Annotated in this window: 8 protein-coding genes and 1 pseudogene; 6 read left to right on the forward strand and 3 right to left on the reverse strand. The window is 72.9% G+C overall.

Annotated features, from left to right (window positions below):
• Nucleotides 1–287: 287 nt before the first annotated feature.
• Nucleotides 288–1733 carry a serine hydrolase domain-containing protein gene (locus OG403_RS34385; RefSeq protein ID WP_329571408.1) on the reverse strand — a complete coding sequence of 482 codons (1446 nt, stop codon included), beginning with the start codon at nucleotides 1731–1733 and terminating at the stop codon, nucleotides 288–290.
• A gap of 237 nt (nucleotides 1734–1970) precedes the next feature.
• On the opposite strand from OG403_RS34385, the gene OG403_RS34390 reads away from it, so the two are divergent.
• Entirely contained in the window at nucleotides 1971–2774 is an 804-nt protein-coding gene (locus tag OG403_RS34390; protein ID WP_329571410.1) for an SAM-dependent methyltransferase, read from the forward strand.
• 215 nt (nucleotides 2775–2989) lie between these two features.
• Entirely contained in the window at nucleotides 2990–5095 is a 2106-nt protein-coding gene (locus OG403_RS34395) for a glycoside hydrolase family 27 protein (RefSeq protein WP_329571412.1), read from the forward strand.
• 75 nt (nucleotides 5096–5170) lie between these two features.
• Here the strand turns inward: OG403_RS34395 and OG403_RS34400 are convergent.
• Nucleotides 5171–6114 (reverse strand): annotated as a pseudogene (locus OG403_RS34400) (carbohydrate kinase family protein).
• An 82-nt stretch (nucleotides 6115–6196) separates the two neighbouring features.
• Between OG403_RS34400 and OG403_RS34405 the strand changes: the two are divergent.
• The 4 genes from OG403_RS34405 to lpdA all read left to right on the forward strand — a co-directional run bounded on the left by OG403_RS34405 (nucleotide 6197) and on the right by lpdA (nucleotide 10525).
• Nucleotides 6197–7123, forward strand: coding sequence for a pseudouridine synthase (locus OG403_RS34405; RefSeq protein WP_329571414.1), 927 nt, complete (start codon nucleotides 6197–6199; stop codon nucleotides 7121–7123).
• Nucleotides 7120–7902, forward strand: coding sequence for a pyridoxine/pyridoxamine 5'-phosphate oxidase (locus OG403_RS34410; RefSeq protein ID WP_329571416.1), 783 nt, complete (start codon nucleotides 7120–7122; stop codon nucleotides 7900–7902). Before OG403_RS34405 ends, OG403_RS34410 begins: the two co-directional genes overlap by 4 nt.
• A gap of 87 nt (nucleotides 7903–7989) precedes the next feature.
• Nucleotides 7990–8982: an alpha/beta fold hydrolase gene (locus tag OG403_RS34415; RefSeq protein WP_329571418.1), complete on the forward strand. Its 993-nt coding sequence runs from the start codon at nucleotides 7990–7992 to the stop codon at nucleotides 8980–8982.
• A 133-nt stretch (nucleotides 8983–9115) separates the two neighbouring features.
• Nucleotides 9116–10525, forward strand: a complete 1410-nt coding sequence (gene lpdA, locus OG403_RS34420; RefSeq protein ID WP_329571420.1) for a dihydrolipoyl dehydrogenase — start codon at nucleotides 9116–9118, stop codon at nucleotides 10523–10525.
• 58 nt (nucleotides 10526–10583) lie between these two features.
• Here the strand turns inward: lpdA and OG403_RS34425 are convergent, their stop codons facing one another.
• Nucleotides 10584–13550 (reverse strand): acyltransferase family protein, encoded by a 2967-nt coding sequence (locus OG403_RS34425; RefSeq protein ID WP_442911028.1) that lies wholly within the window; start codon nucleotides 13548–13550, stop codon nucleotides 10584–10586.

Here is a 13550-nt window from a genome sequence, read left to right on the forward strand (position 1 = left end):
CCCCTGCCGTGGTGCTGTGGATGCACGTGCCCACTCCGTCCGGCGGCAGGATTCGGCGTTCCGGGGAGCGGGGTTCGTGTGAAGACGAACGAGATGCACCGTAAACGGGTCGAAGGTCCTACCACAAGCCCATGTGAGCTGTCTCATGTTCGAGCTGGGAGAGGGTCAGGGGTGGCACAGGATTGGATCAGAAGTGGATCAGGAGTGGATTAACTCCACCCCTGATCCCTTTTCGCGTGATTCCCCTCACAAAGGCTGTTGTTATCTCCCCGTGATTTGAAATTCCGTCAGCCGGCGTGCCAGCCCTGCGGGTCGACACCGCCCGGCACGGGTGCGGCCGGGTCGTAGGGCGTGCGGGTCAGCACGAAGCTGCCCAGGTCGAGGTGGCTCGCCGAGCCGTCGTCGGCGAACACCACGCGCAGCGGCTCGCCCGCGTAGTAGCCGTCCAGGCCGGTCCAACTGCCGTCGGACTCGGGCTGGAAGCGCGAGGCGCGGGCCCGGTCGCCGAGCAGGGTGAGCTCGAGGGCGCGGTCGGCCCGCAGGTGCAGGGCCAACGCGGTGGTTCCCCAGTACCAGGGGCCGGTCAGCGCCAGCAGTTCGGGATCGGCGTCGGTGAACGGGCGCCAGGGCGCGGGGATCCGCGGCTCGCGCTCGGCCACGATCCTGAGCAGGTCGCCGGCCACCCCCCAGAGCGCCGGACTCGACGTCACATTGGCCAGCGTGATGACGGCCACGTCGTCCTCCAGGCTCACCCAGAGGCCGGCCAGGAAGCCCGGCATCGAGCCGCCGTGGCCGATCAGCAGTCGGCCGTCCTGGCGCAGCAGTTGCAGGCCGAGCCCCTGGCAGGCGGTCCAGTCGCCCTCCGGCGCGGCGGCGGGCCGGCGCATCTCGGCGAGGGTGTCGGCGCGGAGCACCTTCTCGGTGCCGCCCGCCGTGGGGCCGGTCAGGAAGGCGGCCCAGCGGGCGAGGTCGGCGGCGGTGGACCAGAGCTGGCCGGCCGGTGCCATCAGGCCGGTGTCGGTGAGCGGCTCGGGGATCATCACGTCCGCCCACGGGTGCACCGCGAACCCGCCCGCGTGCGGGGCCTGTGGCAGCAGGGTGGTGCGGGTCATGCCGAGCGGCTCCAGCACCTCCTGGCGCAGCGCGTCGAACCAGGACATCCGGCGGATCTTCGCCACCAGCGCGCCGAGCAGCGCGAAGCCGGGGTTGGAGTAGTGGAAGCGTTCCCCGGCGGCGTGCCGGAACGGCTGGTCCTCCAGCAGGTGGCCCAGCTCGGGGCGCAGCTCGCCGGAGGTCCGTTCCCACCAGGGGCTCGGCGTCTCGGCGGCCAGCCCGGCCGTGTGGCTGAGCAGTTGGCGGATGGTGGCGCCGCCGGCGGCGGTGTCGGGCAGGTGCTGCTCCAGCGGGTCGGCCAGGTCGATCAGGCCCTCGTCCCGCAGCCGCATGACCAGGACGGCCACGAAGGTCTTGGAGATCGAGCCGATCCGGTACTGGACGTCCTCGTCCGGCGCGTGACCTTCGGTCATGCTGCGGGCGCCGGTCCACACCAGTCTCCCGCTGCGGACCACCGCGCCGACCAGCGAGGGGGTTCGCCCCTCGGCCTGCCCGACGGCGAGGCGGTGCAGCAGGGCCCGCGAGGTCTCCGGCAGCAGATCGGCCACCGGTAGGGCGGGAGGTGACAGTTCGTCGGCTCGCTGCTCGTTGTACGGCGGATCGGCAGCCGGGTGGGTCATCTGATCTCGCATTCGCAAGCGGCCGGGGGTGTCGGCACGGGGATCGGATCGTTTGACCCTACCCGGGGCCACCGGACGCGGCGCGGTATTAAACCGGGGCGCGACGGCGCGCGTCCGCGCCGCGCACGGGGTCGGTGCGCCGGTCCGCGCCGCGCACCCGCCGCCGAATCGATTCGAACACGCCCGGTATGCTGCAGCGGTCCGCCTGGGAGGCGGGTGTGGAGCAAGGGGGAGACGGTGCGACAGCCCGAGCGCGGAACCGATCTGACGGATCTTCAGACCGATCGGCCGCACCCTGCGCGGATCTACGACTACTGGCTCGGCGGCAAGGACAACTTCCTGCCGGACCGTCAGGCCGCCGAGCACGCGATCAGCGCGGCGGCGGACATCCCGGCCGCCGCCCGGGAGAACCGGGCCTTCCTGCGCCGGGCGGTGCAGTTGGCGGCCCGGTCCGGGGTCCGGCAGTTCATCGACGTCGGCGCGGGCCTGCCTTCGCCAGGCAATGTCCACCAGGTGGCACAGTCCGTCGATCCGCAGGTCCGGGTGGTGTACGTGGACAACGATCCGATCGTGCTCACCCACGGCCGCGCACTGCTGGTGGACAACCGCAGCACGACGGTGCTGACCGGGGACGTGCGCGAGCTGGACGAGCTCTTCGAACGCCCGGAGCTGCGCGCGCTGGTCGATCTCTCCCAGCCGGTGGCCGTGCTGCTGCTCGCGGTGCTGCACTTCGTCACGGACGAGCAGGCGCGCGAGGCGGTGCGCCAGGTGTACGAGCGGGTCGCGCCCGGCAGTTACCTGCTGCTGTCGCACAGCACCCACGAGGGCAACCCCGAGCGGGCCGCGGAGGTGGCCAAGACCTGGGACAAGACCGCCTCGGGTATCCGGCTCCGGACCCGCGCGCAGGTGACCGAGCTGTTCGAGGGCTGGGAACTGCTGGAGCCCGGGGTGGAGTTCGTGCCGCTCTGGCGCCCGGAGGGGGAGGGGGCCACCGACGCCAGTACCCGCTGGATGTACGCGGGCGTCGGGCGCAAGAGCTGACCTGAGCTCAGCGCAGAACCACCGAGCGGGGTGCGGCCGTCGAGGCCGTACCCCGCTCGGTCTGTTTGGCCTGCTCAGCGGCGGTCCGGGGGCTGCGGTGCGTGACATTGCCTATGTATACGGTGATTTCTGTCCGAAGCATTGACAGATTCCAACAGAACTCAATACTTCTCAACAGCGGCGGGCAGCCGCGTCCCCCACAGAAGGTACCTGGAATGGTTGAGTCCTGGTCGACCGCGTCACGCCGCCTCGGTGCGCTCGCGCTCTCCTCGGTCGTGCTGACCTCCCTCGCGCTGACGGGCGCTCAGAGCGGTCTCGCGGCCACCCCCGCGGCGGCCACCGTCACCCCGCCGCTCGGCAACGGCCTGGCTCTCACCCCGCCGATGGGCTGGAACTCCTGGAACAGCCTGGGTACCGGCGTCAACGAGCAGCAGATGGTCGACACCATCGACTTCATGTCGTCCAACGGCCTGGTGGCGGCGGGCTACAACACCGTCACCATCGACGACGGCTGGTCGCTGTCGCACCGCACGGGGCAGACCACCGACCTGGTGAAGAACTCCTACGGCGCCATGCAGTTGTACGACAACGGCGGCAACCCGGTGCTCGGCACGGACGGCACCGGCAACGACCCGACCTCCGGCGACCTGACCCCCAACGCCGCGAACTTCCCGTCGCAGGTGGTCAACGGGCAGACCATGAACGGCATCCAGTACCTGGCCTGGTACGCGCACAGCAAGGGCATGAAGTTCGGTCTGTACGCCACCGACACCTACACCACCTGCCAGGGCCACCCCGGCAGCCTGGGCCACGAGACCACCGACGCCAACGACTTCGTCTCCTGGGGCGTCGACTACGTCAAGTACGACGACTGCCCCTACGGCCCGGCGATCACCGGCCCGGACGGCCACAACTACGGCACCCAGGGTGAGGGCAAGGAGCTCACCGAGTCGATGTACGCCCGGGTGCAGACCTTCCAGAAGGCGCTGGACGCGGCCTCCGCCGCCCAGGGCCGCCCGAAGGTCACCCTGAGCGTCTCCGCGCAGCCCGTGCACACCGGCATCCCGTACCTGGAGTCGAGCACCGACCCGGCCCGCTCGGACTCGCTGGTCGTCGCCGCCGGTACCCCGCAGTACCAGGCGCCCGGCTACGCGCCCACCGGCGTCTGGTGCGGTCAGGTGGCCAACCTCTGCCGGATCGGCGGTGACCGCAACAGCGACCTGAACGGTGTGCTCTACGGCGGCGCGCTCGGCACCTCGCTCCAGTACGCCTCGAACATCAAGCCGGGCAGCTGGAACGACATGGACATGATGTTCGCCGGCTGGAACGACGTCTACGGCGAGTGGGGCGTCAGCGACACCTGCAGCTGCCACCAGCCGTTCACCGACACGGAGTCGGCCAGCGAGATCTCCATCCTCTCGATGATGGCCGCCCCGCTGATCTCCGGCGCCGACTTCCGCACCGCCGCGCAGTCCCAGCACACCGCCAACGGCGTCACCTGGTCCACCGGCATCAGCCCGTCCGCGCTGGCCATCTACAAGAACGCCGACGTCGTCGCCGTCGACCAGGACGCGCTCGCCAAGCCGGCCACCCTGGTCGGCAGCGCGCCCGCCACGCAGACCGCCCCGGTGGTGCTGCGGCGCCAACTGGCCAACGGCGACCTCGCGGTGCTGCTGCTCAACCAGGACCCGAGCAACACCCAGACCATCAGCACCAGCCTGAGCGCGCTGGGCCTGTCCGGCAGCAGCTACCGGGCGGAGGACCTCTGGTCCAAGGCCACCAGCACGGTCAGCGGCACGCTGAGCGCGAGCGTCGCCCCGCACGGCGTGGCGATGTACCGGATCGCGGCCGGCTCCACCGCCGTCCCCGCGATCGTCGGCGACGGCAAGTACCACGGCCTGTCCAACAGCGGCACCGGTGGCAACGCCCTGGAGGTGGCCGGGCACTGCGACGCCCCCGCCAACGGCGCGGCCGACCTCAACGCCTTCGACCCGACCCACACCTCCGAGCAGTGGCAGTTCACCGCGAACGGTGACGGGACCGTCCACCTCACCGACAACTGCTCCACCAGCACCCAGGTGCACGGCACCCTGACCGGTGGCGGCGCGGCCGGTACGGCGGTCACCGTGCTCAACGGCTACGACCCGACCAGCGCGGCGCAGAAGTGGTGGGTCACCCAGAGCGCCACCGGCACGCTGACCCTCACCAACGTGGCCACCGGCGATGTGCTCGACTCGGCCGGCACCGCGGCGGGCGCCGCGGTGGTGCAGAACCCGCCGAGCGTGAGCAGCGGCACCCAGGGGTGGGTGACGCTCAACTGATCGGCCGCTTCGACGGCGCAGCTCCCGCCCCCGGTCGCACCGGGGGCGGGAGCTGCGGCGTTCACGCAGCCCTGCTCACGCCGGGGCGGCCCCGCTGACCAGTGCGGCAGCCAGTTCGCGGGTGTCGGGCGGCGTGGCGCCCGGCCGGGAGACGGTGACGGCGGCTGCCGCGACGGCGTGCCGGAGCACGGCGGTGAGCGTCGGCCGGTCCAGTGCGGGCAGGGCGGCGCGGGCGGCGGGGCCGAGCAGGGTGCGCGCGGCCAGCGCGTCCAGGGTGGCGGACATGAAGGAGTCGCCCGCGCCGACGGTGTCCGCCACGGCGGTGGGCGGCGCGGGCAGCTCGACCCGGGTAGTGCGGGAACGGGCGAAGGCGCCGTCGCCGCCACGGGTCACCAGGACCAGCGCGGGCCGAGCGCCAGCCAGCGCTCGGCGACCTGGTCCGGCGAGTCGTCCGGGTAGAGCCAGCCGAGGTCCTCGTCGCTCGCCTTGACCAGGTCGCTGAGCGCCACGCAGCGCTCCACCCGCGCGCGCACCTCGGCGGGTCGGTCGAGCAGCGCGGGGCGGATGTTGGGGTCGTAGCTCACCGTGGCCCCGGCGCGCAGCCGCGCCACCAGGTCGAGGGTGGCCGCGGCGCCGGGCGCCAGCAGGGCGGCGATCGAACCGAAGTGCAGGTGCGTCACGCCGGCGGCGGGGTGCGCGACGGGCGCGAGCGACCAGCGGATGTCGAAGGTGTAGCTCGCCCGGCCCCGCTCGTCCAGGCTGACGATCGCGGTCGGGGTGCTGACCTCGGCGGGCCGGCCGTCGGTCAGCAGCTCGACCCCGGCCGCGCGCAGCCGCCCGCCGATCAGCTCACCGGCCGGATCAGGGCCGAGCTGGGTGAGCAGCGCGGTGGGGTGGTCGAGCCGGGCCAGGCCGTAGGCGACGTTGGCCGGGCTGCCACCCGGGTGCGCGAGGTCGGGGCGGCCGGGCGTGCGGACGATGTCCGCGACGCTCTCGCCGATCACGAGGAAGTGGGGCATCCGGGGCTCCCGTGCTGATCCGGTGGGACCGCCATCTTCGCCGGTGCGTCGGCCGATCGTGAACCCCCGTAGGCTCTGCGGCATGAGACGCAGGACGAAGCCCGCCGCCCCGCTGCCGCAGCGTGACGGGGTGGACCCGGTCCGGGTCCGGCTGCCCGAGCAGGGCCCCTGGCCGACGGTCGGCGACTACCTGGCCCACCGGCTGCCGGACGAGGTGGGCGAGCGACTGGCGCGGATGCTGCGCGCCGGGGAGATCGTCGGCGCCGACGGCCCGGTCGGCCCGGCCACCCCGTTCGAGCCCGGCGCGAGCGTCTGGTTCCACCGCGACCTGCCCGAGGAGGTCCCGGTGCCGTTCGAGCTGGAGGTGGTCCACCGCGACGAGCACCTGGTGGTGGTGGACAAGCCGCACTTCCTGGCCACCACCCCGCGCGGCAGTCACGTGGTGCAGACCGCGCTCTCCCGGCTGCGGCGCGACCTGGCGCTGCCCGAGCTGATCCCGGCGCACCGCCTGGACCGGCTGACCGCCGGGCTGGTGATGTTCGTGGCGACGGCGCACACCCGGGGCGCGTACCAGACGATGTTCCGGGACCGGCTGGTGACCAAGGAGTACCAGGCCGTCGCGCGCTACGACGACGGGCTGGTGCTGCCCCGGGTGGTGCGCAGCCGGATCGTGAAGGAGCGCGGGGTGATCGCGGCCCGCGAGGTGCCCGGACCGGTGAACGCGGAGAGCCGGATCGAGCTGATCGAGCGGCGCGGCGACCTGGCCCACTACCGGCTCACCCCGCTGACCGGCCGCACCCATCAACTGCGGCTGCACATGAGCAGCCTGGGCATCCCGATCCTGGGCGACCCGGTCTACCCCGAGGTGCTGCCCGAGGCGGCGCCCGGCGACTTCGGCACGCCGCTGCAACTGCTGGCCACCGGTCTGGCGTTCACCGATCCGCTGAGCGGCCGACCGGTGCGGCTGCGCTCGCGCCGGGGGCTGGCGGCCTGGGAGGCGGCGGCATGACCAGCGGGGACGTGACCGGCGGGGCTACGACCGGCGGGGCTACGACCGGCGGGGATGCGGCCGGCGGGGCCACGACCGGCGCGGGCACGAGCGGCGGTGATCGGACCGCTGAGGACCTGGCCGCGTTGCGGGACCTGCTGGTGCGGCAGCCGGCGATGGCCCGCGAGCTGCCCGGCTTCGACCCCGAGGTGGCGCCGGCCGGGCCCGGCGAGCTGTTCGTCGGCTGGCTGCTCGGCGCGCTGCGGGCGCGGCTGCCGGACGCGCAGGTGGTCACCCTGAGCACGGTCGGGCTCGACGGTGCGCCGGACGCGCGGATCGTGGTGCTGCGGGACGTCGACCCCGAGGCGGGGGTGTGGTGGTTCGCCGGGGACGCCCGCAGCCCGAAGGGCCGGCAGCTGGCGGCCGTCCCGCAGGCGGCGCTCACCTGGTACTGGCCGGAGCTGGGGCGCCAGGTGCGGGTGCGCGGACTGGTGGCCCCGGGCCCGGCCGAGGCGGCCGGCGAGGTGTTCCGGCTGCTCAGCCCCAAGTCGCGGGTGGCCGCGCTGGTGGGGCACCAGAGCGAGCCGCTGGGCCCGGCGGCGGAGTTCTGGGCGGCCTGGCGCACCGCCGAGCGGCAGCTGGCGCGGCAGCCGGACCTGGTGGCGGCGGGCTACACGCAGTACGCGCTGCGAGCGCGGGAGGTCGAGTTCTGGCAGGGCGCGGCGGACCGGCTGCATCTGCGGCTGGCCTACCGGCGCCGGCCGGACGGCGGGTGGGAGCGCGGGGCGCGCTGGCCCTAGCCAACCAGCTCCCGGGCACTACTGCATTGCGGTAACTCGCCTCGCTAGGCTGCCTCCTGACGCCCAGTGTCTGCCGAAGGAGTCCTCATGGTCCACGCGGTCGAGCAGAGCCGGATCGAGCACAGCCAGGTCGAGGTCAACGGGGTCCGCCTGCACATCGCCGAGCAGGGCCAGGGCCCGCTGGTCCTGCTGCTGCACGGGTTCCCGGAGAGCTGGTACTCCTGGCGCCACCAGTTCGCCCCGCTGGCCGCGGCGGGCTACCGCGTGGTGGCGCCCGATCAGCGCGGGTACGCGCGCAGCGGGCGGCCGACCGCGGTGGACGCCTACACGCTGCCGCACCTGGTCGGTGACGTGGTGGGCCTGATCCGGGCGCTGGGCGCCGAGCAGGCGGTGGTGGTCGGCCATGACTGGGGCGCGCCGGTGGCCTGGATCAGCGCGATGCTGCGGCCCGACGTGGTGCGCGCGGTCGCCGGGTTGAGCGTGCCGCCGCGGCTGCCCGCCGGCCTGGTGCGGCTGGAGCTGAGCCGGCGCCTCTACGGGGACGGCTTCTACCAGAATTACTTCCAGCAGCCGGGGGTGGCCGATGCCGAGCTGGCCCGGGACCTGCCGAGCACCTTCCGCCGGACGCTCTTCTTCGGGTCGGGCGACAACCCGGACCAGCCGGCGCCGTGGCTCATCGGCGAGGGGCAGACGTTGCTGGACTCGATCCCGGAGCCGAAGGAGCTGCCGGGCTGGCTGACCGAGCAGGACATCGCCGCCTTCGCCGAGGACTACGCCCAGCACGGCGAGCACGCGTTCACCGGGCCGCTCAACTGGTACCGCAACATCGACCGCAACGAGGAGCTGCTCGCCGCCTTCGAGGGCCTGGGCATCTCGGTGCCCGCCCTGTACGTGGCCGGCGACCGCGACCTGGTGAGCGCGCTGCACGGGGTGGACCGGCTGGTGGCCGCGCTGCCCGGGATCGCGCCGAAGCTGTTCCGCAGCGTGATCCTGCCGGGCTGCGGGCACTGGACCCAGCAGGAGCGCCCGGCGGAGGTCAACGCCGAGCTGCTGGCCTTCCTGGACCACCTGGACGGCTAGCCGTCCGGTCAGCGGGTGGGGTACACGTGGTCGTCGCGGACCGCTGGGAATACAGTCGGCTGCGGCAAGACTCACCGGGCGCCCCACCGAGCGCCTCCACCGAACGTCGCACCGAAGGACCGGAACGAGAATCATGAGCAGCAACCACTACGACGTCGTAGTCCTGGGAGCCGGCCCCGGCGGGTACACCGCGGCCGTCCGCTCGGCCCAGCTCGGACTGAAGACCGCGGTGATCGAGGAGAAGTACTGGGGCGGTGTCTGCCTCAACGTCGGCTGCATCCCGTCCAAGGCGCTGCTGCGCAACGCCGAGCTGGCCACCATCTTCACCCGTGAGGCCAAGACCTTCGGCATCAAGGTCGAGGGCCAGGTCAGCTTCGACTACCGCGAGGCGTTCCTGCGCAGCCGCAAGGTGGCCGACGGCCGGGTGGCCGGCATCCACTACCTGATGAAGAAGAACGCGATCGACGAGTACGACGGCCGCGGCACCTTCGTCGACGACCACACCCTGCAGGTCGCGCTGACCGCGGGCGGGTTCGCCACCGTCACCTTCGACCACGTGATCATCGCGGCCGGCGCCACCACCCGGCTGCTGCCCGGCACCTCGCTGAGCGACCGGGTGGTGACCTACGAGGAGCAGATCCTCACCGACTCGCTGCCCGAGAGCATCATCATCGCGGGCGCCGGCGCGATCGGCGTCGAGTTCGCCTACGTGCTGAACAGCTACGGCGTCAAGGTCACCATCGTCGAGTTCCTGGACCGGATGGTCCCGCTGGAGGACGCCGACATCTCGGCCGAGCTGGCCAAGCAGTACAAGAAGCTCGGCATCCAGGTCCTCACCTCGACCCGGGTGGACTCGATCGACGACCGCGACCCGAACGCCAAGGTCAAGGTCACCGTCACCCGCAACGGGCAGCAGGAGGTGCTGGAGGCCGACAAGGTGCTCCAGGCGATCGGGTTCGCGCCCCGGGTGCACGGCTACGGCCTGGAGGCCACCGGTGTCGCGCTGACCGAGCGCGGCGCGATCGCGGTGGACGGGCGCGGCCGCACCAACGTGCCGCACATCTTCGCGATCGGTGACGTCACCGCCAAGCTGATGCTGGCGCACGCCGCCGAGACCATGGCCGTGATCGCCGCCGAGACCATCGGCGGCGTGGAGACCATGGAGGTGGACTTCGTGATGATCCCGCGCGCCACCTACTGCCAGCCGCAGGTGGCCAGCTTCGGCTGGACCGAGGCGCAGGCCAAGGAACAGGGCTACGACGTCAAGGTCGCCAAGTTCCCGTTCACCGCGAACGGCAAGGCGCACGGCCTGGGCCACCCGATCGGCTTCGTCAAGATCATCAGCGACGCCAAGTACGGCGAGCTGCTGGGCGCCCACCTGATCGGCCCCGAGGTCACCGAGCTGCTGCCGGAGCTGACCCTGGCCCAGCAGTGGGACCTGACGGTGCACGAGGTGGCCCGCAACGTGCACGCCCACCCGACCCTGGGCGAGGCGGTCAAGGAGGCCATCCACGGCCTGGCCGGACACATGATCAACTTCTGACGGCAGGCCGCCGGGCCCGGCTTCTGACGATGCGTCAGAAGCCGGGCCCGGCGCGCTGTCACGGCCTGGTGGCCACCGACACGTACTTCACCCGCATCGGGTGCCCCGGCTCGGTGGCCGGCGACACCGAGCCGCCGAACGCGGCGGGCAGCCCGCCGCCCATCGCCACGTCCAGGATCAGGAACACCCCGTGGTGCACCGCCGCGTCCCAGGTCGCCGGATCCATCTGGGCCGCCGTCACCCGGTGGTACTCCTTGCCGTCCAGGTACCACCGCACCTCTTCGGGGCTGGTGGAGAAGTCCACCTCCACCGCATAGGTGTGGAAGCCGCTCTGGCACTGCGGGCAGGGCTGCTCGCCCGACCCCAGCCCCTGCGGCTCCTGGCAGGGGCCGCCCTGCGCGGTGCCGCAGTGCATGGTGCCGAAGACCGAGGCGCGCCCGTCGACCGACTCCAGCGTGTCCAGTTCGCCGATGCCGGGCCAGCCGGTGTAGCCGTTGCGCAGGCCCGCGCCGAGGGTCCAGAAGGCGGGCCAGTAGCCGGCCGCCGCCGGACCGCTGACCTGGGGCAGCTGGATCGAGGCCGCGATCCGCAGCACGCCGCCCGGCGGTGGCGCGAAGTCGTCGCGCCGGGATTCGAGCCGTCCCGAACTCCACTGCCCGTTCTGCTCGGTGGGTGTGATCTCGAGAGCTCCCTGGCCGTCCAGCCGGACGTTGGCGGGCGCGTCGGTCATGGTCTCCAGCTCGCCGGTGCCCCACTGGGCGGCGGGGCAGCCCGGGTAGCAGGTGCCGGTGTCGTACTGCCAGTTCGCAGCCGAGGGCTTACTGCCGGCCGGGCCCTGGAAGTCGTCGCGCAGCAGCTGGGTCCAGCCCTGCGGGTCGGGCCCCGAGCCGGAGCCGGGACCCGGGGACGGTGCCGAAGCGCCCTGCGGCGGCACCAGAGCGGCGTCCACCAGCAGCCGTTCGAGTCGCGGGGTGAGCACCACCACGGCCGCGTTGGTCAGGTGCGCGTCGTCGCGGTAGAGCAGGATCCGCTGCAGCACCGCCGGGCAGCTGCGCCCCGAACCCGGGCAGAGCACCGAGTTGACCGAGACCGCCCGCACGCCCGGCTCACGGCCCGCCGCGATCGCCTCCGCCAGCGGGTCGGGGTAGAGCGCCTGACCGCGTGGGAAGTCGCAGGCGGCCGGGTCGGCGCTGTGGCCGGAGACGCAGGACGGGACGTCCTGGCCGGGGACCGGGGTGTCGGTCAGGTAGACGATCGGCACGCCGAGCGCGCGCAGTGGGGTGAGGGTCTGCTCCCAGGCCTGGGCGAGCAGTTGGTCGTCCGCCGTGTAGCGGTTGAGTGAACCCACCACGATCAGCCGCGGTTTGGGCTCGCGCTGCAGCCGGGCCAGGCTGTCGGCCCGCCAGCTGTCGCACTCCCGGTACTCGCGGCCCAGTTGCGGGTTGGTCACCGTCAGCTGCGGCAGTGGGCAGCCCTGCTTGACCAACTCCTCGAGACCCCAGTGCCGTTCGGCGGCGATGGCGAGCACGGCGGAGAACCACTGGCCGGCGTGCGAGTCGCCGAGCAGCACGATCCGGTCGCTGCTCGCGGTGTCGCCGCCGGTGCCGCCGAAGAGGCAGGGCGGGCTGCTGGTGGCGGTCGGCGGCACCTCGCAGGCGCCGTCCGGCGGGAAGTCCTTACGGGCCTGCGCGGGGCTGGGCACGATCGTCCGCGCGCTGTGCCCGGGAGCGGGCAGCAGCAGCGAGGTGCCGTCGGGGGCGCCCGGCGGCAGTCCGGCCAGGTCCACCGGCGCGCCCGGACCGAGCAGCCGCAGCGTGCCGGTGCCCACCACCAGCGCCAGCACCACCGGCAGGATCACCGCGCTGAGCCCCAGGGAGAGCCCGCGGCGCGGGAGTTCGGTCACCACCGGGTTGCGGCGCAGCGGGCGCTCGACCCAGCGCAGGGTGGCCAGCGCGGGCAGCGCGGCGGCGGCGGTGAGCGCCACCTTGACCGGCCAGCCGAGCGGGCCCAGCCGGGACTCGGCCAGCACCAGCACCGGCCAGTGCCAGAGGTAGAGGTTGTATGAGAGCCGGCCCAGCGCACGCGGCGCGGCCAGCGCCAGCAGCCGGCCGGGTCCCACCGGCCCGGCGTCAGCCTCGGTGCCCCGTCCCGGGATCCCGGCCAGGATCACCGCCGCCGCGCCGAGCGTCGGCAGCAGCGCCGCGACCCCGGGGTACGGGGTGCCGGCGGTGTAGCCGAACACCGACCAGCCGATCGCCGCCGCACCCGCCCAACCGACCAGCGCCCGAGCCCGGTTGAGCAGAGCGCGCAGCCGCGGCGATCCGGGCGGCCGGTGCCGGGGCAGCAGCGCCAGCAGCGCGCCGATGCCGAACTGCCAGGCCCTGGAAGATGATCCGAGATAGGCCAGGGAGACCTCGCGGTGCGTCCAGTACAGCGCGAGCAGCAGCGAGACGGCGGTGCCGAGCGAGGTGACCGCGATCAGCACCGCTCGCAGCCGGCGCCGTCCCTGACGGATCATCAGAAAGGCCAGCAGGGCCAGCAACGGTGCCCAGAGCAGGTAGAACTGCTCCTCGACGGCGAGCGACCAGAAGTGCAGCAGCGGGCTCGGATCGCGCCCGGCGGCCAGGTAGTCGGTCTGCTGGGCCACGAAGCGCCAGTTGGCCACCGAGAGCGCCGAGGCCAGCACGTCGTACTCGAGGTCGGTGCGGCGCAGCGGCGCGGTGAGCCAGACACCCGCCAGCGCCACCGCCGCCAGCACCAGGGCGGCCGAGGGCAGCAGCCGCCGGGCCCGGCGGGAGTAGAACTCGGCCAGCCGGATCCGCCCGGTGCCCAGCGCCTCGCGCAGCAGCTGACCGGTGATCAGGTAGCCGGAGATCACGAAGAAGACGTCCACTCCGACGAACCCGCCCGCCAGGTGCGGCACGCCCGCGTGGAAGGCGAGGACGGCCAGCAGCGCCACCGCGCGCAGTCCCTCGATGTCGGGGCGGAAGCCCGCCGCCGTGGAGTTGTTCGGCATCTGTGCCAT

Source organism: Kitasatospora sp. NBC_01266, assembly GCF_036242395.1.
GTDB lineage: Bacteria > Actinomycetota > Actinomycetes > Streptomycetales > Streptomycetaceae > Kitasatospora.

Excerpts from the sequence above, each read along its gene's own strand:
- OG403_RS34385 (WP_329571408.1), bottom strand. The coding sequence starts at position 1,733 with ATGACCCACCCGGCTGCCGATCCGCCGTACAACGAGCAGCGAGCCGAC.
- OG403_RS34395 (WP_329571412.1), top strand. The coding sequence starts at position 2,990 with ATGGTTGAGTCCTGGTCGACCGCGTCACGCCGCCTCGGTGCGCTCGCG.
- OG403_RS34405 (WP_329571414.1), top strand. The coding sequence starts at position 6,197 with ATGAGACGCAGGACGAAGCCCGCCGCCCCGCTGCCGCAGCGTGACGGG.
- OG403_RS34410 (WP_329571416.1), top strand. The coding sequence starts at position 7,120 with ATGACCAGCGGGGACGTGACCGGCGGGGCTACGACCGGCGGGGCTACG.
- OG403_RS34415 (WP_329571418.1), top strand. The coding sequence starts at position 7,990 with ATGGTCCACGCGGTCGAGCAGAGCCGGATCGAGCACAGCCAGGTCGAG.
- lpdA (WP_329571420.1), top strand. The coding sequence starts at position 9,116 with ATGAGCAGCAACCACTACGACGTCGTAGTCCTGGGAGCCGGCCCCGGC.
- OG403_RS34425 (WP_442911028.1), bottom strand. The coding sequence starts at position 13,550 with ATGGCACAGATGCCGAACAACTCCACGGCGGCGGGCTTCCGCCCCGAC.